The sequence below is a fragment of the Agromyces sp. Y782 genome (assembly GCF_059445405.1).
The window spans coordinates 443,503-465,312 of the sequence record NZ_JCAIUG010000002.1; the positions used below are offsets into that span (position 1 = coordinate 443,503).

Sequence of the window (21,810 nt, forward strand, 5' to 3'; positions counted from 1 at the left end):
CGTCGGCGCCGTGTCGTTCAGGTGAGCCGACGATCGTCGGGCTCGACGATGCGGAACCAACGGTAGCCGTACGCGTCGAGGTGCACGTCGATGCGCCCGCGCTCGTCGAGGTCGAACGTGTCGGGCGCGAACAGGTCGGAGAGCACCGAGCCGGCTGCGACAGGGCCGAGTTCGAGCGAGACGACCGTCGGGGTGGGGGCGAAGTTGTGCACCGCGACGAACCGGCCGACATCCGCGGTGATGCGGTGTGCGAGCACGGCGTCCTGCCCGCTCGACAGCACCTCGTGGCGGCCCCAGCCGATCTCGGGCGAGCTGCGGTAGCGCACCGCGAAGCTTCGGATGACACTGAGCAGCGAATCGGGGTCGTGCATCTGCGCCTCGACGTTGACATGTTCAGGGGCGTACCCGTCGCCGGGCGGTGCCGCGGGAAGCCGGCCCGCGGCGGCGCGCGAGAAGCCGCCGTTCTTTCCGCCGGTCCACTGCATGGGGGTGCGAACGGTCATCCGGCCGCCCTCATCGCGGTTCTCGCCCATGCCGATCTCCTCGCCGTAGAAGAGCACTGGGGTTCCCGGCAGCGAGAAGAGCAGGCTGTACACCATTCGGATTCGGCGCGGGTCGCCGTCGAGCATGGTCGGCAGCCGCCGCGCGATGCCGCGATCGTAGACGCGCATCCACTCCTCGGGGGCGAAGGCGTCGAAGACCTCTTCGCGTTCGGCGTCGCTCAGCTTGTCGAGCGTGAGCTCGTCGTGGTTGCGCACGAAGTTCGCCCACTGGGCCTCGGGTTCGAGCTGGGGCCGTTTCGCGAGAGACGCGGCGAAGGGCCGGGCGTCCTCCCTCGCAAGTGAGAGGTAGAGCGCCTGCATGCCGAGGAAGTCGAACTGCATCGTGAGCTCGGGCGGATTGCCGGGCCGGCCGAAGAACTCGACCTGCTGGTCGTACGGGAGGTTCACCTCGCCGAGCAGCACGGCCTCGCTCGAGCGGCGCTGCAGGAAGCGGCGGATGTCTCGGAGGAACTCGTGCGGGTCGCCGATGTCGACCCCTTCCGGCGGCTCGATCAGGAACGGCACCGCGTCGACCCGGAACCCCGAGATGCCGAGCTCCAGCCAGTAGCCGACGGTCTTCGCGATCTCGTCGCGCACGGCCGGGTTGGCGATGTTGAGGTCGGGCTGGTGGCGGTAGAAGCTGTGCAGGTAGTACTGGCCGCTGCGCTCGTCGAGCTCCCAGACGCTGTCCTCCTCGCCGGGGAAGACCGTCTTCGCCTGCTTCTTCGGCGGCTCGTCACGCCAGACGTAGTAGTCGCGGTACGGCGAGTTGCGGCTCCGGCGCGCAGCCGTGAACCAAGGGTGCCGGTCGGAGGTGTGGTTCATGACGAAGTCGATGATCACCCGCATGCCGCGATCGCGGGCGGTGCGGGTGAACTCGGCCACGTCGCCGAGCGAGCCGAGCCGGGAATCGACGCCGGTGAAGTCGGTGATGTCGTACCCGTCATCGCGGTCGGGAGTCGGCTGGAACGGCATGAGCCAGATGCACGTCACGCCGAGCTCGGCGAGGTGGTCGAGCCGGTGCGCGAGGCCTTCGAAGTCGCCCGAGCCGTCGTCGTTCCAGTCCATGTACGTCTCGACATCGAGGCAGTAGACGACGGCGGTCTTCCACCAGAGGTCGCTCCGGTCGGTGATCCTCATCTGCCCACCTCCTTCAGGGCCGGCAGCACGTGCTCGCCGAATGTGTCGATGAAGGCGTCCTGTTCTGTGCCGACGTGGTGGAGGTAGATACGATCGACACCGAGCGCGGCGATGGCGGCGAGGTGCGCGAGGTGGCGGGCGAGGTCGGCGGAGCACAGCAGGGTCTCGGACACCTGTCCCGGTGTGACGTCGGCGGTCCGTTCGTCGAAGTCTTGCGGCCGGTCGAGCTCCCACGCGACATTCGCCGGCACGAGGCTCTGGCGCCACTGGTCGTGCGCGATCGCGAGAGCCTCCGCATCCGTCGTTGCCCAGCTCAGATGGACCTGCACGGCGACCGGCCCGCGACCACCGGCATCGCGGTAGGCGTCGATGAACTCGCGGAGCGCGTCGTCGGGTCGATCGATCGTGATCACGCCGTCGGCCCACGTCGCGACCTCGCGCGCCGTCTCGGTGCTCACGGCGGCGGCGAACAGCGGCGGGGGAGTCGCTGGAAGACTCCACACGCGCGCCCGGTCGACTCGGATCAGTCCATCGGTCGAGACCTCGTCGCCATCGAGCAGCCGACGGATGACGTCGACGGTCGCAGCGAGCCGTGCGTCTCGTTCGTCCTTCTCGGGCCACGGGTCTCCGGTCACGTGCTCGTTGATCGCTTCGCCGCTGCCGATCGCCGCCCAGAATCGCCGCGGGTACATCTCGGCGAGGGTCGCGATCTTCTGTGCGGCGATCGCCGGGTGGTAGCGCTGACCTGGCGCCGTGACGACACCGAGCGAGAACCGGGTGGCCTCGAGCGCGGCGGCGAGCCAGCTCCATGCGTATCCCGAATGGCCCTGGCGCACGCTCCACGGCTCGAAGTGGTCGCTGCACATCGCGGCGTCGAAGCCGGCCCGCTCCGCATGCTTGACCGCCTCGAGCAAGCGGCTCGGTGGGAGTTGTTCGTGCGAGGCGTGGAATCCCACGATCGTCACCTGTGCTCCTTCCAACTCTTCGACCGTGCCCCGGAGCTGGCTCGGCGGCAACCCCTTGCAGGCGCCGCGCAGATCGGTTGTACTCGCGCGCCGTAGGCTGGATGCATGGCAGAACGTGCATCGTGGTCCCTCGGCGCGGCCCTTCGCGGGGTCTTCGGCGCGAAGACGATCGACGACGACACATGGGACGATCTCGAGTCGGCGCTCATCCGTGCGGACTTCGGCCCCTCGGTGACCGAGGAGATCGTCGCGCAGATCAGGGCGCAGGTCGAACGGTACAAGACCACCGACCCGAAAGACGTGCAGCGGATGCTCCGTGAGATCGTCGAGGAGCGGCTCGCGAAGTACGACCCGACCCTGAAGCTCACCGAGCGCCCCGCGGTCGTGCTCGTCGTCGGGGTGAACGGCGTCGGTAAGACCACGACGATCGGCAAGTTCGCGAGATTTCTGCGCAGCTACGACCGCAGCGTCGTCGTCGGCGCAGCCGACACGTTCCGCGCGGCAGCTGTCGACCAACTCGCGACATGGGCCGAACGCGCGGGCGTGGGCATCGTGCGGCCCGAGCGCGAGGGGCAAGACCCTGCCTCCGTCGCGTTCCAGACGGTCGAGCAGGCCAAGCGCGACGGCACCGAGATCGTCATCATCGACACGGCCGGGCGCCTGCACACCAAAGGCGGGCTCATGGACGAGCTCGGCAAGATCAAGCGTGTCGTCGAGAAACTCGCACCGATCAGCGAGGTGCTGCTCGTGCTCGACGCGACGACCGGCCAGAACGGGCTCGCGCAGGCCGAGGCGTTCATCGAGCACGGCGGGGTGACCGGCCTCGTGCTCACGAAGCTCGACGGCAGTGCCAAGGGCGGTTTCGTGCTCGCCGTGCAGGAGAAGACCGGGCTGCCCATCAAACTCATCGGCCAAGGCGAGGCCATTGGCGACCTCACAGGATTCACGCCGCACGTCTTCGCGCAGAAGCTCGTCGGCTGAGAAGGAGAACGACATGGCGATCGAACACGACTACTTCGGACTCATCGGCGACTACTGGGCCGAGCGAAAGGAATACGGCGACCAAGATGTCGAGGTCGTGCTCGATGCCGACGCCGACGAGGTCTCCACCCCGTCGCTCGACGCGGCGGCAACGATGGTCGGCGAGCTCGAGCTCATCGACGATGAGATCCGCGGCGTCTTCGTCGGCCAGCTCGATTCGGGCAGCAGCGTCGTCTCGCAGTTCCTCGTCGCGGTGCTCGATGGTGACGATGCAGAGGCCGCGAGCGAGGCGATCACTCGCGACTCGGGCGACCGGCACATCGATGCGCTCCGCTCACTGAGCCTCGTGCGCGTCGACTTGAGGCCTGACGCCGACGGCGACGGCGAGACGTTCGCCGAGTTCGAATACGGGCTCGCACCCGAAGACATCGACACGCGGCTCGTCGCGTCCATCGACATCGGCCGCGACGTCGTCGACCTCCGCTTCGACGCCTGAGCACTCCGCACGGAGCCGGGCAGGGCCTTCCGATCGTTGAGGGGATCGGGCGTGGAATGTGCCCGAAGTCGTATCGATTCGTGCTCGAGTTCGGGGTACCGTCCAGAGGTGCGCGATCCCGCGCGTCACGTGCAGCCGATCGAGTGAGCCGCCGAGGCGCTCTGAGAGCGCTGCATCTCGAAGGCCGATGCAGGAGAACGGCAAGTGGGGAACCGATATGCGCAGTGAAGGGTCCGCGGTGGCCGGCGCGGTGGTCGGCGAGCTGCACGCGCGGCTGGTGCAGCGCGGCAGTGCGTTGGCGACCGCCGAAGCGCTCGACGGTGGATTGGAGATCCAGGCCCGGTCCATCCTCGCCGAGACCATCTCGCAATTGGGCGGTGATACCTTCGATTCGCGACTCGTCGAGGTCGAATATGGCGACCCCGAGATGCTGATGGCGCACGGGCAGCGTGCCGCAGCGATGGACATCGATCCATCGGAACCGCTGATGGCGGCGGAGGTGCTGTTCGACGTGGCGTTGCCGATCGTTGCCGATGCGGTCGCCGAGGCAGGGGATCGACGGCGGGATCTTGACGTCGCACGGGCGTTGCATCATGCGATCTGGCGGCGATTCCCGCCCGGCGCCTTGGCCTATGTGGCGGTGCTCCGGGATCAGCTCCGGTCGTCCGACCGTGAGGTGCGGCTGGGGCTCGCACGTGAGCTGCACGATCGGATCGCGCACGGCATCGCTGCCAGCGTGCAGCGGTTGGAGGCGGCCCAGATTCGTCGACCGGATGAGGAGGTCGCCAGGGCGATCGCGATTCTGCGTGATTCGCTCCGCGATACGCAAGACATCGCCGTTGACCTCAGGGCACAGGTCGGGGACAGCGAACTGGCAGAAGCCCTCGAGGAGTACGCCTACGCGACGGGTGGACGAGACACGCTCCCCGTCCATGTCGTGCAGGTCGGGGCGGTGAGGCCCTTGAGCGACCTCGCCCGGGAGGAGCTGTTCACGATCGTCACCGAAGCGACCAGGAACGCACGCACCCATGCACGGCACCCGACCGCGGTGGAAGTGCGGCTGGAGTGGTCGCTGACCGAGTTGCAGGTCACAGTCACCGACGACGGACAGGGCTACGACGACGCCGAGCGAGGTCTGACCTCGCTCGGGCTGCGAGGCATTGCGGAGCGAGCCGGGGTGATCCGAGCAACCGTTGAGTTCCTCAGGACCCCTGGTGCCGTCGGTATCCGGGTGACGCTGCCGTTCATCGGCGGGCCATGACATGACGATCGCGACATCCGTCACCGTCGTCATCGCGGACGACCACGAGCTCTTCAGGGACGGTCTGCGGGCAATGCTCATCGCCTCCGGGCGGGTGCGGGTGGTCGGCGAGGCCGCGACGCACGACGAGGCGTACGAGCAGGCGATCGCGACGAGACCAGATGTACTGCTGCTCGATGTCGAAATGCCTGGGATTCCAATATTGTCGACGATCAGCCGGGTCCGAGCTGAGGCCCCGAGCACGCGGATCCTCGTCGTCACGATGCACCGCGACCGGATTCTCGCGAATCACCTGCTGGCGGCCGGCGCCGCCGGGTTCGTGTCGAAGTCGGCTCCGGCGAGCGAGCTCGTCGAAGCGATCCATTCAGCGATCGAGGCGCACGACGGTCGTGGCCGACCGGAGCTCGTCGCATCGATCCTGTCGCTGCGCGAGAAGGAGGTGATGGCGTTGATCGCCGAGGGTCTGTCCAACGATGAGATCGGTCGGGCGCTGTCGATCTCGGTCGGCACAGTCAAACGCCACAACACCAACATCTTCGCCAAGCTCGGAGCGACGTCTCGCACCGGCGCCGTGCGGAACGCGACACGGCTCGGCGAGATCGAAGCGCCGCGCGCATGAGCGAGCGGCCTGGAGGGGTCGCGCGCGGAGGGCCACCGGGGCGTGTTCGCGGCGGAATCCGCCAGCACAGCAGTGAGACGCACGAGAATGCCCCGAAGGTCGTATCGCCACCCACACCGGCTGCGACATACGTTGCCTGTACTCCCTTCTGGCACTTGATCTGAGATGAGGCGACGTGAACCATCACGACCCCCGAGTTCCCGACGAGGATCGGCCGCGCGTGGACCCGGCCGACATCTCTGTGCCGCTCACGTCGATCGACATCACCGCGTACCTGCCATCGGCGGAAAGCGAACCGACCGCGTGAGCGTGGCGAGCGAGGCAGAACTTGACGGATGGAGGCATCCCGTCTGGGCGAGTGTTGCGACGCTCGTACTCTCGGTGCTCGCGTTACCGGCCTTCGGGCTCGCCGCCTTCATGTTGAGCACCAGCCTGAGGAACTACGATTCGAGCGGCCAGAGCGGGCCGTTCCGTTCCTGCGGTCCAGAATCCACCGAGTGCACCGGCGGGAACCCACTGGGCGCGCTGCTCTCGGGACTCGTGATCGCGGCCCTGCTGGTGGGAATCGCCTTCGCCGGTCAGGCGATCGGTCGCCACTCGTCCAAGTCGTTCGGTCGCATCGCGATGGGCGGACTGGGTGCCGTGACCGTCGTGGTCGCATTCATCGTCACCTGGACGATCGTGGTCAGCCCGGTCGGCCCGGTCGGCCCGGTCGGGTGACAACGAGTCTCTGCTCCAGAGATCTCCTGCATCGGCCGACGACGTTCACGGTCATCGCGACCGCTGTAGCGTTCGCAAGCGCGCGGGCCGAGGCATCCGGCATCGCTTAGAATCGAAGGCACCATGGCTACCTTCGGAAACCTGTCTGACCGCCTCGCCGAGACCTTCAAGAGTCTCCGCACCAAGGGCAAGCTTTCGGCGTCCGACGTCGACGGCACCGTTCGTGAGATCCGTCGCGCGCTGCTCGACGCCGACGTCGCCCTCGACGTCGTCAAGCAGTTCACCGCGCACGTGCGCGAGCGCGCGCTGGGCGACGAGGTCAACAAGGCGCTGAACCCGGCGCAGCAGGTCGTGCAGATCGTCAACGACGAGCTCATCGCGATCCTCGGCGGCGAGCAGCGGCGCCTGCAGTTCGCGAAGAACCCGCCGACGGTCATCATGCTGGCCGGCCTCCAGGGCGCCGGTAAGACGACGCTCGCCGGCAAGCTCGCGAAGTGGCTCGTGAAAGACGGGCACACCCCGCTCCTCGTCGCGGCCGACCTCCAGCGCCCGAACGCCGTGAACCAGCTGCAGGTCGTCGGTGCGCAGGCCGGTGTGCCGGTCTACGCCCCCGAGCCGGGCAACGGCACCGGCGACCCGGTCAAGGTCGCGAGAGACGCCGTGAAGCAAGCCGAGCGAGCCCAGCACGACGTCGTCATCATCGACACCGCCGGCCGGCTCGGCGTCGACGCCGAGCTCATGAAGCAGGCGTCGAACATCCGCAACGCGACAAACCCCGACGAGGTGCTCTTCGTCATCGACGCCATGATCGGCCAAGACGCGGTCACGACCGCGAAGGCCTTCCAAGACGGCGTCGACTTCACGGGCGTCGTGCTCACCAAGCTCGACGGCGACGCGCGAGGCGGCGCGGCGCTCAGCGTGGCATCCATCACCGGTCGCCCCATCATCTTCGCCTCCACGGGTGAAGGGCTCGACGACTTCGAGCCCTTCCACCCCGACCGCATGGCGAGCCGCATCCTCGACCTCGGTGACATCCTCACCCTCATCGAGCAGGCGCAGTCGGCCTTCGACGAAGACGAGGCGATGAAGGTCGCCGAGAAGTTCGCGACCGACCAGTTCACCCTCAACGACTTCCTCGGGCAGATGCAGCAGTTGCGCGGTGCCGGTTCGATCAAGAAGATGCTCGGCATGCTGCCGGGTGCGGGCGGCATGAAGCAGCAGCTCGAGAACTTCGACGAGCGCGAGATCGTGCGCACCGAGGCGATCATCCAGTCGATGACGCCCGCCGAGCGCGAGAACACGAAGCTTCTGAACGGATCGCGGCGGGTCCGCATCGCGAAGGGCTCCGGCATGACCGTCACCGACGTGAATCAACTCGTCTCCCGCTTCGAACAGGCGGCGAAGATGATGAAGACGGTGGCTCGTGGCGGAATGCCGCAGATCCCCGGCATGGGGCCGATCCCCGGTGGCGGCGGCCACGGCGGCGGCAAGCGACAGGCGGGCAAGGGCAAGAAGTCCACTTCGTCGCGCTCGGGCAACCCGGCCAAGCGCGCCGCAGAGAACGCGGCGATCGCGTCAGGGGCGACGCCGAGCGAGTCGACCGCACCTGCGGGCTCGGGCTTCGGCCTGGGCGGTGGCGGGGCGAAGGCCGCACCGAGCGAGGAAGAGCTCGCGGCCCTGCAGAAGATGCTGCGCCGCTAGCGTCGGCTCGCCCGTCAGATCCTGGATGGGGCTGGTCGATCTCGTCCTCCGCCGATTCCTTCCGGGTGTCCTATCCGAACCGACGTGGGGCGAGACCCGTCGCCGTCGAGCGGGTGCTGTCCGACGATGGGCCGGCCGCACCGGTAGGTCCCATGCCCGGCGGCGAGATCCAAGGAGGGCCATGGTCCAGGAGAAGCTCTTCCCCGAGCGGCAGCGCTGCAGGAAGTGCGCGCAGAAGCTCGGCGGACCCGGGGTTCCGGTCTACCAGGGGCTGTACTGCACGCCTCGGTGCGCAGGAATGGCAGAGCTGGTGCTCGATGCTGCGAACGCGCCCCGCGAGTGCAAGACCGAGCGGGGCGGACGGTGGGAGTTCAAGCGCCGGTATCGGAGCGAGATCGAGATTCCGGGCAAGCTCCGTGAGGACCCGTCGACGAGTTGGTACACCTGCCAGCACTGCGGCCACCTCCACATCGGCCACAGTCGCATCGACCTCGCGACCGAGACGCATCGCGTCCTCGGCGACCGGGCGGCGCTCGCGGACTTCCTCGTCAAGAGCCGCGGTGATGCGACGCACAAGCAGGTCGCCGAGGTCGCGAAGATCCGTCCGATCCGGCTCAAGGAGCTCGAGGATCCGAACTCCGAGAAGGTCGATCTGAGCGCTTTCTTCGCAGTGCTCGCGGTCTACCGGATCAAGCTCGCAGCCGTGCTCCGCGAGGATCGGTCGAGGCGCCCACTCCGCTGATGGCTGCTTGCTGCTACTCTCCGGGTTCCTACCGAGCGTCGTGACGCACCGTTCCCGAGAGCTCTTCGAGGGCTGGCCCGTCGACGACCGTCGCGCCGGTCGCGACCGAGAGCGGGTCGGTCGAGAGCCACTGCGCGACCGATTCCGGGTCGAGCGGATGCCGCGACGCCACGATGATCGTGTTGCCGGGCGCCACCCGCCTGAGCACGGCCTCGGAGCCGATCACGAGCACGTCGGGCAGGAGTTCGAGCACCGCGGCGAGGGTGTCGCCCGTCACCTGCGGCTCGGCGCCGTTCAGGCAGTTGACGATGAGCACGCCGCCCGGCGACAGGAGCGAGACGAGCTCGGTGAAGAACTCGATCGTCGTGACGTGGCGCGGCACGGCGCCGCCCGAGAAGACGTCGACGAGCACGAGGTCCCACTGGTCGTCGCCGTCGCCCGTGAGCCGCTGCACCTCGGCACGGGCATCGCCGATCGCGAGTTCGATCGGTGCGTCGGGGGGCAGCGGCACGTGCTGCGTGACGAACTCGAGCAGCTCGGGATACAGCTCGACGACGCGCTGACGGCTCGACGGGTGCAGGGCGTGCACGTAGCGGGGGAGCGTGAGGGCTCCCGCGCCGAGGTGCAGCACCGGCGGCGACTCGCCCGGAAGCGTCGCGAGCACGGCGGCGATGCGGCGCACGTACGGAAGCTGCAGGTCACGGGGGTCGTCGGGGTTCACGTGCGATTGCGTGACGTCGTCGATGACGAGCGAGTAGCCGCCGTTCGAGCCGCGGTCGGGCTGGAGCTCGGCCCTGAACGCGGCGGTCTCGAGTGTCGGCGACGTGTCCATCCCTCGACCCTAGGCGATCCGGTCGCGCGGACCCGCGGGTCGCTCACCGAGCGGTCAGTGAACGGTTCAGCGACCGCGATACAGTGATTCGGCGGCAAACGCGCGAGACGACTTGGAGCACTGAAGATGACGATCGGCACCCCCGACTACCGCGACAGCGGCCTCGAATTCGGTGATGACTTCCTCTTCGGTTCGGCCACGGCCTCGTACCAGATCGAGGGTGCGGTGCACGAAGACGGTCGCGGCCCGTCGATCTGGGACACCTTCAGCCACACCCCGGGCAAGGTGTGGAACGGCGACACCGGCGACACCGCGTGCGATCACTACCACCGCCTCGACGAAGACCTCGACCTCATGGCCCGGCTTGGTCTCGAGGCGTACCGGTTCTCGATCGCCTGGCCGCGCATCCAGCCGACCGGGCGGGGCGCAGCCAACGAGGCCGGGCTCGCGTTCTACGAGCGTCTCGTCGACGGGCTCATCGCCCGCGGCATCCGGCCCATTGCGACGCTCTACCACTGGGATCTGCCGCAGGCGCTCGAAGACGAGGGCGGCTGGACGAACCGCGAGACGGCGTTCGCCTTCGCCGACTACGCGCGCCTCGTCGGCGAGCGGCTCGGCGACCGCGTCGCAGTGTGGACGACGCTCAACGAGCCGTGGTGCAGCGCGTACCTCGGCTACGGCTCCGGCGCTCACGCCCCAGGGCTCATGGACGGCGCGAAGGCGCTCGCCGCGGTGCACCACCTGAATCTCGCGCACGGGTTTGCGGTCGCCGCCCTGCGCGAGGTCGTGACCAACGACCCGGGCTACTCGATCACCCTGAATCTGCACGTGATCAGACCCTCTGGCGAGGGCGGTGCCGAAGCGGCTCGGCGCATCGACGGGCTCGCGAACCGCGTCTTCCTCGGGCCGCTGCTCGGCGATGGCTACCCGGGCGACGTGATCGCCGATACGGCGGCCGTCACCGACTGGTCGTTCCTGCTGCCGGGCGACACCGAGCTGATCGCCCAGCCGATCGACCTGCTCGGCGTGAACTACTACTCGACCGTGACCGTCGACATGTGGGACGGCGTCTCGCCACGCTCCAACGCCGACGGCCACAAAGACATGGGCGGCACGCCGTGGCCGGGTTCCGAGCATGTCGAGTTCCTCGAGCAGCCGGGGCCGTACACGGCGATGGGGTGGAACATCGACCCCTCGGGCCTCGAAGACCTGCTCGTCTCGCTGAGCGAGCGCTACCCCGATCTCCCGCTCATGGTCACCGAGAACGGGGCAGCGTTCGACGACGTGCTCGTGCAGGAGCCCGACGGCCCCGCCGTGCACGACGTCGACCGCATCGACTACTTGCGCCGCCACTTCACGGCCGCGCACCGGGCGATCGAGCGCGGCGTCGACCTGCGCGGCTATCAGGTGTGGTCGCTCATGGACAACTTCGAATGGGGCTACGGCTACTCCAAGCGCTTCGGCATCGTGCGGGTCGACTACGACTCGTTCGAGCGCCTGCTGAAAGACAGCGCGCACTGGTATGCGGAGCTGATCCGCACGAGGCGCATCCCCGGGTAGCGGGCGGTGGGTCGCGCAACCGGCAGGTTCAGGGCCCAGCGGATGCCGCAGGCAGCCCGCTCTCGATGCCGTCGCGCAATTCGCGGGCGAGGTGTGCCACCACAGCCCTGAGGTCGCCGCCGGCGGCCTCGGCGACACGCAGCTGGCGGGCGTAGCTCGCTCCTGAGTCGAGCATGCCGCGCACACCCTGCAGCTCGACAGAGCAGCCGAGGCGCTCCGCGATCGGCACGAGCGTCGTGATGAGTGCACGAAGGTCGTCGGCGACGGGGCGCTCGGTGCCCGCGACATCCGTGATCACCTCGGCCGCGAGCCCGTATCGCGCCGCCCGCCACTTGTTCTCGCGCACGTACCAGGGCTGCAGCACCGTCAGTGTGCCGCCCTCGTCGAGCGTCGTGCTCATCCACTCGACGAGGCACTGCACGAGCGCACCGATCGCGGCGATCTCGGCTGCCGTCGAGAGGCCGTCGCAAACCCGCACCTCGACCGTGCCCCATTTCGGCGAGGGGCGGATGTCCCAGCGCACCTCGCTGTGATCCTCGATGACGCCCGTGCGAACGAGGTCGTCGACGTAGCGCTCGTAAGCCGGCCAATCGGCGAGGGGATAGGGGAGTCCTGCCGTCGGCAACTGCTGGAACATGAGGGCACGGTTCGAGGCGTACCCGGTATCGACGCCGGCCCAGAACGGGCTCGACGCCGAGAGCGCCTGCAGGTGGGGGAGGTAGGCGAGCAGGCCGTCGAGGATCGGCAGCGCCTTGTCGCGCTCCTCGATGCCGACGTGCACGTGCACGCCCCAGATCATCATGTTGCGGCCCCACCAACGGGTGCGTTCGATGAGCTTGTGGTACCTCGGCTTGTCGGTGAGGTGCTGGTCGTACCACTGGCTGAACGGATGGGAGCCCGCGCAGACCAGCTCGTAGTCGCCGAGGCCGTCGATGACGCCGCGCACCTCGTCGAGCTGGGTCTCGAGGTCGGCGACGGCGTCGGCGACCCGCGCGTGCGGGCCGCTCACGAGCTCGACGGTGTTCGTGAGGAGCTCCGAGGTGATGAACGGATGTGCCGGGCCCTCGCTCGACGAGTCGAGCACCTCGAGCACCCGGTCGGCGACCGAGGCGAGTTCACCGGTGACCCGATCGACGATCGCGATCTCCCACTCGAGGCCCACGCTCGACCGCGGCGAGTCCGCGAATGCGATGTCCATGTGAGCGCCCCCGTTCCTGCGGCGCGTGCGCCGGCGTGGAGACATCATGACATGATGGCCGCGGTCGGTGAGGTCGCCGCGTCATCCGATGTCGCAGGCGATGGTGCAATCGATGACGCCGACATCCGGGCGATTACCGTTGCGACGTGAGATCTGCAAGAATGGTCAGTCGAGTTCTGTATCGTCCGACCCTCTATCCGACGCGCAGAACCTATTGAGCTTCCGCCGAGTGTGCACCCCACGCTCACGGCTGTCAGTTCGCCAACTCACAACATTTCAGGAGAATTGTGGCTGTCAAGATCCGTCTCAAGCGCCTCGGCAAGATCCGTGCGCCGTACTACCGCATCGTCGTCGCCGACTCGCGCACCAAGCGCGATGGTCGTGTGATCGAGGAGATCGGCAAGTACCACCCCACCCAGAACCCCTCGTTCATCGAGGTCGACTCGGACCGCGCGCAGTACTGGCTCTCCGTCGGCGCCCAGCCGACCGAGCAGGTCGCCGCGATCCTCAAGCTCACGGGCGACTGGGGCAAGTTCAAGGGCGACAAGAATGCCGTCTCGACCGTTCAGGTCGCCGAGCCGAAGGCCGCCTTCGTCGCCGACGAGAAGAAGAAGCCGGTGCTGAAGCCCAAGGCCGACAAGCCCGCGCCGAAGGTCGAAGAGGCTCCCGCCGAAACCGCGACGGACGAGGCGTAAACCTTGCTCCAGTCCGCGCTCGAACACCTCGTCAAAGGGATCGTCGATCACCCTGACGAGGTCAAGGTCGTTTCCGCGTCGAGCGCACGCGGCGAGGTCCTCGAGGTTCATGTGAACCCCGAGGACCTCGGTCGCGTGATCGGTCGCGCCGGCCGCACCGCGAAGGCGCTGCGCACCCTCGTCACCGCGCTCGCCGATGGTCGACGCGTTCGCGTCGACGTCGTCGACACCGACGACTGACGTGGCCGACACCGCAGGCACGCAGCTTCGGGTCGGTCGCCTGCTGAAGGCGCACGGCCTCAAAGGCGCCATCAAGGTCGAGCTCTACACCGACGACCCCGACCGGCGCTTCGTGCCGGGGGCGGAGTTCTCGCTGCAGGTGCCCGACACGTCGCCGTGGCACGGCAAGAACCTTACGCTCCGTGAACTCCGCTGGTACAACGGGCACGCGGTCGGGTTCTTCGACGGCGTCGACGACCGCACCGCAGCCGAGGGCCTCGCCAAGGCGATCCTCTGGGTCACGCACGTCGAAGAAGAGGCGCCCGAAGACGACGCCTGGTACGACCACCAGCTCATCGGCCTCGCGGTGATCCGTGACGGCGAACATGTCGGCGAGGTCGCACATGTCGACCACTTCCCCGCGCAAGACCTGCTCATCGTCAAGACGCCGGGCGGCGAGGTCATGGTGCCGTTCGTGTCCGCGATCGTGCCCGAAGTCGACCTCGCGTCCGGCACACTGACGGTGACGCCGCCTCCCGGACTCTTCGAGGAGGTGGCCGAGGTCGAGGTGGCCGAGGTCGAGGTGGCCGAGGTCGAGGTGGCCGAGACGGCCGAGGTCGCATCCGAGTCGCCGGTCGAAGCTGCCGAAGCGGATGCCGCGGCACCCGCCGAGGCCGACCGCGACGAGTAGTCGGCCGATGCGCGTCGACATCGTCACGATCTTCCCCGAGTTCTTCTCGGTGCTCGATCTGTCACTCCTCGGCAAGGCCCGCCAGTCCGGACTCATCGAGGTGACGGCGCACGACCTCCGCGACGCCACGCACGACCGGCACCGCACGGTGGACGACACCCCCTACGGCGGCGGGGCGGGCATGGTCATGAAGCCCGAGCCATGGGGTGAAGCGCTCGACGGCATCGTGGGCACCGGGACATCCGATGCCCTGCTCATCGTGCCGTCGCCCGCAGGCGAGCCCTTCACCCAGCAGATCGCCCGTGAGCTCGCCGCTGAAGAGCACCTCGTGTTCGCCTGCGGTCGCTACGAGGGCATCGACCAGCGCGTGGTCGACCACTACGAGACGCGTATGCGTGTACGACTCATCAGCCTCGGCGACTACGTGCTGAACGGCGGCGAGGTCGCCGTCATGGCCATGATCGAGGCCGCCGCACGCCTCGTGCCCGGGGTCGTCGGCAACCCCGAGAGCCTCGTCGAAGAGTCCCACGAAGACGGCCTGCTCGAGTATCCGAGCTACACCAAGCCCGCCGCGTGGCGCGGACTCGAGGTGCCGCCGGTGCTGCTTTCGGGCAACCACGGGGCGATCGCCGCGTGGCGCCGTGAGCAGCAGCTGGAGCGCACCCGGCGCGTCCGACCCGAACTGCTCGGCGAGTAGCCGGCCCGCGCCGCACCCAGATCTCGGGGCGTGAGCCGTTCTTCACCTGCCGGAAACACGCGGGTGCGGTGCGCGAAACACGCTCTGCCTAGCGTCGAACCGGCGGGTGAGACCGGATTCCGCCGGAAAGCGCGGGTCTGCAGATGGTCGGGTCCAGAGGTGCCGGCACCTCGGCGGAAGACATCGTGGCGCATCCGCTCCGCCTCGTCGCAGTCACGCACGGAGCGCCGTCGAGCGCGAACCGCGAGGCGGTGATCCGCCTCGTCGACGGTGTGGCTTCGGCCCGGCCCGACCTCGACGTGACGATCAGCTTCGTCGATGCGAGTCGGTCGGAGGTTACGGCCGCACTCGCTTCGGATGCCGAAGAGGATGCGATCATCGTGCCGCTCGTGCTCTCCGCCGGGTTCCACGTGCGCACCGGTCTCTCGCTCGGGCTGGAACATCTCGGCGGAGGCGCACGCCTGGCAGCGGAGCTCGGACCCGACGATCGGATCGTCGACGTGCTCGCGACGCGGCTCGACCCGCTGCTGGCCGAAGGCGATGCGGTACTGCTCGCCGCGGCCGGATCCAACGATCCGCGGGCCGTGAGGGAGTGCTTCGAGACCGCCCGTCGGCTCGGGCAACGCCTCGGCCGATCGGTGACGGTCGGATTCATCGCCGCTGGGATCCCGCGCCTGCCCGACGCGATCGAGATGGTGCGCGAGGTGCATCCCGGAGCGCGGGTCGTCGTCGGCACGTACCTTCTTGCGCCCGGAGCGTTCTACGACGCAGCGGCCGCGGCCGGCGCGGATGCCATCGCCGAGCCGCTGCTGCTTCCCGACGAAGCCGCGCCCGGTACCCTCGTCGAACTCGTGCTCGAGCGATACGGCGATGTCGACGTGGCTCGCCTGGAGCGGTCGTGACGGCCGTGACGCGTGCATCGGCCGTGACGAGTGCTGTACCGGTCGTCGCGCACGATGCGATCGTGCTTGCGGGTGGCCGCGGCTCGCGGCTCGGCGGCGTCGACAAGACGACGCTCACGATCGACGGGGTGAGCCTCGCCTCGCTCACGATTCGGGCTGCGGCTGGCGCCCGCGCGGTCGCCTATGTCTCGCATGCGGCCGCTCCGCGATGGGTCGACGCAGATCGGCGCATCCGGGTCGCCGCCGAAGAGCCGCGCTGGAGCGGTCCGGTCGCGGCGATCGCCGCCGGTCTCGATGGCCTCGCCGACGACCCGCAGCCGTTCACCGTCGTGCTCGCCGGTGATCTTGTCAATGCGGCGCCGGCCGTCGCCGCGCTGCTCGCCCGAGTGACGGACGCCCACGACGGCCTCGTCGGGGTCGACCCCGACGGCGTCAACCAACCACTGCTCGCCGTCTACCGCACATCCTCGCTCACGAGCGCCGTCAATGCCGCGATCGAGGCTGCGCGACGTGAGCCGCGCGGACGAGGGGCGTCGATGCGCGCGGTACTCGAACGGCTCGACGTGCGCGGGCTGGCGCTTCGCCGGACCTGGTGCGCCGACGTCGACACCCCGGCCGATGCCGCCCGACACGGCATCGTGTTGCCGATCGGGGAGGTGCGCCGTGTCCGCGTCGCGTGACGTCGAGAGTTGGTCTCGCGAGCTCGCTGCAGCGCTCGGTCTTGATTTCGAGCCCGACGTGGCCGCAGTGCTCGACCTGGCACGCATCGCCGCGCATGGCGTCGCGCGCCCGGCGGCTCCGTTGACGACCTTCATCGCGGGGTACGCGGTCGCTCGAGGCATCCCGCTCGCTGACATCGTCGCCGACGTCGAACGCCGCCTCGCCGGGGACGACGGGTGAGCGCAACCCGCTGGGACGAAGCGCGCCGTGTCGCCTGGATGGCCGGTGCCGCCCGGCCGCTCGCTGTCGAGGCGGTTCGCGTCGAACATGCCGACGGACGCCGGCTCGCCGCGGCGGTGCACGCCCTCGTCGACCTGCCGACCGCCGATGTCAGCGCGATGGACGGCTGGGCGGTGGCGGGCAACGGGCCGTGGCGGCTCGACGGCTCCGTCACGATGGGCGCGCCGCCGACTGAGCTCTTGCGTGCCGGCACCGCGCGAGTCATCACGACGGGGGCAGCCGTGCCCCCTGGAACGCTCGGCGTGCTGCGGGCCGAACACGGCGTGCCGCTCCCCGGCGATCCCGAGCTGCTGCGAACCGTCTCGCAACGACCGCTCGACGAGGGCCGGGACATCCGCCGGCGCGGCGAAGAATTGCGCAGGGGGGATCCCCTCGTCCGCGCGGGCGTGCGCCTGACGCCGCCGAAGCTGGCCCTCGCTGCGGCGGCGGGCCACGACACCCTCGAGGTGCTCGCGAAGCCGCGGGTCGACCTCGTCGTGACCGGCGACGAAGTGACGTCGGCCGGACTCCCGGCACCCGGAACCGTCCGCGACGCGTTCGGGCCGTCGTTGCCGGCGCTGTTCGATCGATTGGGGGCGGATGCTGCGACGCGACGCATCCCCGATCAGCTCGGGCCATTCGTCGAAGTGCTCGCCGACGGTCGTCCCGATGTCTTCGTCACGACCGGCGGCACGGCCGGAGGCCGCGGCGACCTCCTGCGGCGCGCGATCGTCGCGGAGGGCGGCACCGTCGAGTTCGCCGGCGTCGCGATGCGCCCGGGTCATCCGGTGCTGTTCGCCCGTACGAGCGCGGGGGTGCCGGTGCTCGGCCTGCCGGGCAATCCGCTCGCGGCATTCACCTGCCTGCTCAGCTTCTTCCCGCCCTGGCTCGATGGGGCGTCGGGCCGCCCCCTGGCCGCGCTCGAGGAGGTCGCGGCTCCCGTGTCCCCGCGTCGCACCCGGGAGCGCCTGCTGACACCGTTCGAGTGGCACGACGGCGTGCCGGAGCCGAGCCGCTGGCGTGGTTCGGCGATGCTGCGAGGACTCGCCGGCGCCGATGGCCTGCTCGTCTCCCCGATCGGCGAGGGCGCCGCACGGGTACTGCGGTTCCCGTGGTGAGGCACCTCACGTGGTGAGAGTCGGCGTCCCGTCGGCCTCAGCGGCCCGGGCGAGGATCTCGGCGATCCGCCCCTTGCAGCCGCCGCAGCCGGTGCCGGCGCGAGTGTCTCGCCCCACACCCTCGACGGTCGTGATCCCGCACGCGGCCGACTCCTCGATGCGCCCGACGGTCACCCCGTTGCACCAGCACACGGTCGAGCCCGGGGCGAATGCGTCGGCGTCGGCGCTCGGGTCGTAGTCGGGCCCATCGAAACGCAGCAGTAACGACCGGTCGGCCGGCAGTTCACCGCGTCGCTCGAACAGCAGCGTGAGTTCAGCAGCGGTGCGCGGCATCCCGACGCTGACGAACCCGGTCAACGCGCCGTCTTCGGTCACCATCTTGACGTACCGGAGGTGCTCGGGGTCGGCCCACTGCGACACCCGTCGCCGGGGGTGCACGGCGTCGTCGTCCCACGGATCGGCGGCGATCTCGCCGACCGCCACGACATCGATGTGCTCGGCCTTCAGCATCACGATGGCGTCGCGTTCGGCGGGGGCCGCGGCATCCGTCACCGCACCTTCGGCCTCGGTCGTGAACGCGGCGGCCAGCCACGACGCCTGACGCCAGCCCGGCCCGACGAGACCAGAAGGGGCGCCCGGCAGCACTCGCTGGCCCGCGAGCTCGTCGGTGCGCTCGACGACCTGGGCGCAGTCGCCGATGGCGTAGACCTGCGGGTCCGTCCAGCTCGCGAGACCCGGGTGCACGACGACGCCGACGGCCGTGCGGAGACCCGCGAGCGTCGCGAGCTCGTTGCGCGGGCTCACCCCGCACGAGAGCACGAGCAGGTCGCCCCGCAGTTGCTTGCCGTCGGCTGTGACGAGCATGTCGAACCGGCGCGTGCCGTCGGCGTCGGTGCGGAACGCGACGGCCTCGGCCCGGCTGTGTGCGATGACCGTGATGCCCGTGCGGCGCAGGGCGGCTCGCAGCACCTGCCCGCCGCCGCGATCGAGATTGCGCGGCATCGGGTGCGGGCCGTGGTGCACGACGCACACCTGGGCGCCTGCATGGGCGGCGGCGAGTGCGAGCTCGAGCCCCAGCACGCCGGCGCCGAGCACGACGATGCGCTTGCGATCGCGAACCGCCCCGTGCACGCGTTCGGCGTCGGCGAGATCGCGGAGCGCGGTGATGCCCTCGGGCAGCTCATCGTCTCTGGCGACGAGCTGCTGCGAGTACTTCTCGAGCGAGGCGAGGTCGCGGCGATTCCGCTCCACGCCGTCGAGGGTCGGCACGTTCGCTCGGGAGCCGGTCGCGAGCACGAGCCGGTCGTACCCGAGTTCCTCGCCGGTGCTGAGGTGCACGAGTCGGGCCGCACGGTCGATCGAGGTCGCCGCGACGCCGAGGAGCACTCGCGCACCCGCAGCTTCTGCAGCCGCGCGGTCACCGACGATCATCGAGTCGAGCTCGGTGTTGCCGACCGCATATTCGGCGACGAGCACGCGGTTGTACGCCTCGACGTCTTCACCGGCGATGACGGTCAGCTCGACCGACCCACTCTGCACGGCGGGCAGCAGTTCTTCGACGAAGCGGGCGCCGACCGGTCCGTAGCCGACGAGGACGACCCTGAGCACGTTCATGCGCGCGTTCGGGTCGGCGTTCATGCGAGGGCCCCGGCCTCGACGAGGCGTTCGACGCGCACGATGTTGGTCTTGAACTCGGGCATCGACGAGATGGGGTCGACGGCGCCTCCGGTCAGCAGGTTGGCCGCCTGTTCGTCGCCGTAGTGGAACGGCAGGAACACCGCATCGGGACGGATGTCGGCGGTCAGCCGCGCCCGGCAACGCACCCGGCCCCGCGCGTTCGAGACTTCGACGACATCGCCGTCGGCGACCCCCAGACGATCGGCGGTCGACGGATGCATCGAGGCGAGCGCCTCGGGTTGCGCCTCGTCGAGCTCGGGCACTCGACGAGTCTGCGCGCCGCTCTGGTAGTGCTCGAGGAGCCGGCCCGTGACGAGCGTCAGCTCGCCTGGCTGCGGGTTCGGATGCGCGGACTCCCGCACCGACACGGCCACGAGTCGCGCGAGCCCGTCGGGGTGGGCGAATCGTTCGGCGAAGAGTCTCGGTGTGCCCTCGCTTCCACGCGGGTACGGCCAGAACGCGGCCTCGCCACGGTCGAGCAGGGCGTAGTCGATGCCCGAATAGTCGGCGATGCCGCCTTCGGAGGCGAGCCGCAACTCCTCGAAGACGAGCTCGGGGTCGGTGTCGAACGTCGCGGTGCACTCGAGTCGCCGGGCGAGTTCGGCGAGGATCCAGAGCTCGTCGCGCACGCCGTCGGGCGGGGTGATCGCGCGGCGGCGACGGAGGACGCGGCCCTCGAGCGACGTCATCGTGCCCTCCTCCTCGGCCCATTGCGTGACCGGCAGCACGACGTCGGCGAGTGCCGCCGTCTCGGAGAGGAAGAAGTCGCACACGACGAGCAGGTCGAGCGCGGCCAGTCGCTCGCGCACCGCAGTGACGTTCGGCGAGGAGACGACGAGGTTCGATCCGTGCACGAGCAGTGCGCGCACGCCACCCGGTTCGCCGAGCGACTGGAGCAGTTCGACGGCGGGGATGCCCGGACCGGGGATCTCGGACAGCGAGACACCCCACACGCGGGCGACGTACGCTCGAGCATCGGGATCGGTGATCTTGCGATAGCCGGGCAGTTGGTCGCACTTCTGGCCGTGCTCACGGCCGCCCTGGCCATTGCCCTGCCCGGTGAGGGTGCCGTAGCCGCTGCCGGGCCGCCCGGGCAGTCCCAGCAGCAGGGCGAGGTTGATCGCCGCGGTGGCGGTGTCGGTGCCGTCGACGTGCTGTTCGACGCCGCGGCCCGTGAGGATGTAGGTGTTGCCGCCCGAGGCGAGCCGGCGGGCGAGGCGGCGCAGGGTGAGGGCGGCGACGCCCGTGACCGACGCCACGCGTTCCGGCCACCAGGCTGCGACGCTGCGCCGGACCGACTCGAATCCGACGGTTCGCGCCGCGATGTAGTCGAGATCGACGAGCCGCTCGGCGATCACGATGTGGATGAGCCCGAGGAGCAGCGCGAGGTCGGTGCCGGGCATCGGCTGCACGTGCAGGCCGCGGCCTTCCTCGGTGAGCCGGGCGGTCGCGGTACGCCGCGGGTCGACGACGACGAGCCCGCCCGCGGCCTGCGCGCCCGTCAGATGACCGATGAACGGCGGCATCGTCTCGGCGACATTCGTGCCGAGCAGGAGGACCGTTGCCGCCTCGTCGAGATCCTCCAGCGGGAACGGGAGGCCGCGATCGAGGCCGAAGGCGCGGTTGCCGGCAGCCGCGGCCGACGACATGCAGTACCGCCCGTTGTAGTCGATTCGGCTGGTGCCGAGCGCGAGCCTCGCGAACTTGCCCAGCAGGTACGCCTTCTCGTTCGTGAGGCCCCCGCCGCCGAACACGCCGACGGCGTCGGCGCCCTGGGTCGAACGGATGCCGCGCAGCGACGTCGCCACGTGATCGAGCGCTTCCTGCCAACTCACCTCGTGCAACGCCCCGTCGGCGCCCCGCAGCAGCGGAGCGCCGAGGCGTGACGGCGCGCGGAGGAGCTCCGCAGACGTCCAGCCCTTCTTGCAGAGCCCGCCGCGATTCGTCGGGAAGTCACGTTTGGTGACGGCCACCGGTGTGGCCGCGGCATCCGGAGCCGGTATCGGGGTGAGGGTCATCGCGCACTGCAGAGCGCAGTACGGGCAATGCGTGGCGGCGGAGCGACTCATCTGGTCTCGATTCAGATCTTGTGTTCGCCGAGACGGCCCGAGCGCA

General features: G+C 69.4%; 22 protein-coding genes. 16 read left to right on the forward strand and 6 right to left on the reverse strand.

Going from position 1 to position 21,810, the window contains the following annotated elements:
- Nucleotides 1-17: 17 nt before the first annotated feature.
- A complete protein-coding gene (locus AC1C2S_RS16245; protein ID WP_495353643.1) occupies nt 18-1,682 on the reverse strand; it encodes an alpha-amylase family protein in 1,665 nt (554 codons plus the stop codon).
- Nucleotides 1,679-2,647, reverse strand: coding sequence for a TIGR03885 family FMN-dependent LLM class oxidoreductase (locus tag AC1C2S_RS16250; protein ID WP_495353644.1), 969 nt, complete (start codon nt 2,645-2,647; stop codon nt 1,679-1,681). The genes AC1C2S_RS16245 and AC1C2S_RS16250 overlap by 4 nt, the downstream gene beginning before the upstream one ends.
- Before the next feature lie 105 nt (nt 2,648-2,752).
- Between AC1C2S_RS16250 and ftsY the strand changes: the two genes are divergently transcribed.
- From ftsY to AC1C2S_RS16285, 7 genes are all read left to right on the forward strand, one after another.
- The gene (gene ftsY, locus AC1C2S_RS16255) at nt 2,753-3,628 is read left to right on the forward strand and encodes a signal recognition particle-docking protein FtsY (protein WP_495353645.1); all 876 of its coding nucleotides are present in this window, start codon (nt 2,753-2,755) and stop codon (nt 3,626-3,628) included.
- A 13-nt stretch (nt 3,629-3,641) separates the two neighbouring features.
- A complete protein-coding gene (locus AC1C2S_RS16260) occupies nt 3,642-4,124 on the forward strand; it encodes a hypothetical protein (protein ID WP_495353646.1) in 483 nt (160 codons plus the stop codon).
- Between the two features lie 187 nt (nt 4,125-4,311).
- Nucleotides 4,312-5,385, forward strand: a complete 1,074-nt coding sequence (locus AC1C2S_RS16265; protein ID WP_495353647.1) for a sensor histidine kinase — start codon at nt 4,312-4,314, stop codon at nt 5,383-5,385.
- Between the two features lies 1 nt (nt 5,386).
- On the forward strand, nt 5,387-6,004 hold the full coding sequence (locus tag AC1C2S_RS16270; RefSeq protein WP_495353648.1) for a response regulator transcription factor: 618 nt from the start codon (nt 5,387-5,389) through the stop codon (nt 6,002-6,004).
- 309 nt (nt 6,005-6,313) lie between these two features.
- On the forward strand, nt 6,314-6,724 hold the full coding sequence (locus tag AC1C2S_RS16275) for a hypothetical protein (RefSeq protein WP_495353649.1): 411 nt from the start codon (nt 6,314-6,316) through the stop codon (nt 6,722-6,724).
- Between the two features lie 123 nt (nt 6,725-6,847).
- The gene (ffh, locus tag AC1C2S_RS16280; RefSeq protein WP_495353650.1) at nt 6,848-8,425 is read left to right on the forward strand and encodes a signal recognition particle protein; all 1,578 of its coding nucleotides are present in this window, start codon (nt 6,848-6,850) and stop codon (nt 8,423-8,425) included.
- A 181-nt stretch (nt 8,426-8,606) separates the two neighbouring features.
- Entirely contained in the window at nt 8,607-9,167 is a 561-nt protein-coding gene (locus AC1C2S_RS16285) for a hypothetical protein (protein WP_495353651.1), read from the forward strand.
- Between the two features lie 28 nt (nt 9,168-9,195).
- Here the strand turns inward: AC1C2S_RS16285 and AC1C2S_RS16290 are convergent, their stop codons facing one another.
- Nucleotides 9,196-9,999, reverse strand: a complete 804-nt coding sequence (locus AC1C2S_RS16290) for a spermidine synthase (protein WP_495353652.1) — start codon at nt 9,997-9,999, stop codon at nt 9,196-9,198.
- A gap of 126 nt (nt 10,000-10,125) precedes the next feature.
- On the opposite strand from AC1C2S_RS16290, the gene AC1C2S_RS16295 reads away from it, so the two are divergent.
- Nucleotides 10,126-11,559 carry a GH1 family beta-glucosidase gene (locus tag AC1C2S_RS16295; protein ID WP_495353653.1) on the forward strand — a complete coding sequence of 478 codons (1,434 nt, stop codon included), beginning with the start codon at nt 10,126-10,128 and terminating at the stop codon, nt 11,557-11,559.
- A 28-nt stretch (nt 11,560-11,587) separates the two neighbouring features.
- Here AC1C2S_RS16295 and AC1C2S_RS16300 read toward each other — a convergent pair whose 3' ends face one another.
- Entirely contained in the window at nt 11,588-12,757 is a 1,170-nt protein-coding gene (locus AC1C2S_RS16300) for a glutamate--cysteine ligase (RefSeq protein ID WP_495353654.1), read from the reverse strand.
- A gap of 287 nt (nt 12,758-13,044) precedes the next feature.
- Between AC1C2S_RS16300 and rpsP the strand changes: the two genes are divergently transcribed.
- The 8 genes from rpsP to AC1C2S_RS16340 all read left to right on the forward strand — a co-directional run bounded on the left by rpsP (nt 13,045) and on the right by AC1C2S_RS16340 (nt 18,018).
- Nucleotides 13,045-13,452 carry a 30S ribosomal protein S16 gene (rpsP, locus tag AC1C2S_RS16305; RefSeq protein WP_495353655.1) on the forward strand — a complete coding sequence of 136 codons (408 nt, stop codon included), beginning with the start codon at nt 13,045-13,047 and terminating at the stop codon, nt 13,450-13,452.
- Nucleotides 13,453-13,455: 3 nt separating this feature from the next.
- Complete coding sequence (locus AC1C2S_RS16310; RefSeq protein ID WP_022891825.1) at nt 13,456-13,692, forward strand: RNA-binding protein; 237 nt, start codon at nt 13,456-13,458, stop codon at nt 13,690-13,692.
- On the forward strand, nt 13,649-14,362 hold the full coding sequence (gene rimM / locus AC1C2S_RS16315; protein WP_495353656.1) for a ribosome maturation factor RimM: 714 nt from the start codon (nt 13,649-13,651) through the stop codon (nt 14,360-14,362). The genes AC1C2S_RS16310 and rimM overlap by 44 nt, the downstream gene beginning before the upstream one ends.
- A 7-nt stretch (nt 14,363-14,369) precedes the next feature.
- The gene (gene trmD / locus AC1C2S_RS16320) at nt 14,370-15,059 is read left to right on the forward strand and encodes a tRNA (guanosine(37)-N1)-methyltransferase TrmD (RefSeq protein ID WP_495353657.1); all 690 of its coding nucleotides are present in this window, start codon (nt 14,370-14,372) and stop codon (nt 15,057-15,059) included.
- Between the two features lie 143 nt (nt 15,060-15,202).
- Nucleotides 15,203-15,961 carry a sirohydrochlorin chelatase gene (locus AC1C2S_RS16325; protein WP_495353658.1) on the forward strand — a complete coding sequence of 253 codons (759 nt, stop codon included), beginning with the start codon at nt 15,203-15,205 and terminating at the stop codon, nt 15,959-15,961.
- The gene (locus tag AC1C2S_RS16330; protein WP_495353659.1) at nt 15,958-16,641 is read left to right on the forward strand and encodes an NTP transferase domain-containing protein; all 684 of its coding nucleotides are present in this window, start codon (nt 15,958-15,960) and stop codon (nt 16,639-16,641) included. The genes AC1C2S_RS16325 and AC1C2S_RS16330 overlap by 4 nt, the downstream gene beginning before the upstream one ends.
- On the forward strand, nt 16,625-16,861 hold the full coding sequence (locus AC1C2S_RS16335; protein WP_495353660.1) for a DUF6457 domain-containing protein: 237 nt from the start codon (nt 16,625-16,627) through the stop codon (nt 16,859-16,861). The genes AC1C2S_RS16330 and AC1C2S_RS16335 overlap by 17 nt, the downstream gene beginning before the upstream one ends.
- On the forward strand, nt 16,858-18,018 hold the full coding sequence (locus AC1C2S_RS16340) for a molybdopterin-binding protein (RefSeq protein ID WP_495353661.1): 1,161 nt from the start codon (nt 16,858-16,860) through the stop codon (nt 18,016-18,018). Before AC1C2S_RS16335 ends, AC1C2S_RS16340 begins: the two co-directional genes overlap by 4 nt.
- Nucleotides 18,019-18,024: 6 nt before the next feature.
- On the opposite strand, the gene AC1C2S_RS16345 is transcribed toward AC1C2S_RS16340, so the two are convergent.
- Entirely contained in the window at nt 18,025-19,656 is a 1,632-nt protein-coding gene (locus AC1C2S_RS16345; RefSeq protein ID WP_495353662.1) for an FAD-dependent oxidoreductase, read from the reverse strand.
- The gene (locus AC1C2S_RS16350; protein ID WP_495353663.1) at nt 19,653-21,764 is read right to left on the reverse strand and encodes a molybdopterin oxidoreductase family protein; all 2,112 of its coding nucleotides are present in this window, start codon (nt 21,762-21,764) and stop codon (nt 19,653-19,655) included. Before AC1C2S_RS16350 ends, AC1C2S_RS16345 begins: the two co-directional genes overlap by 4 nt.
- Between the last annotated feature and the right edge of the window lie 46 nt (nt 21,765-21,810).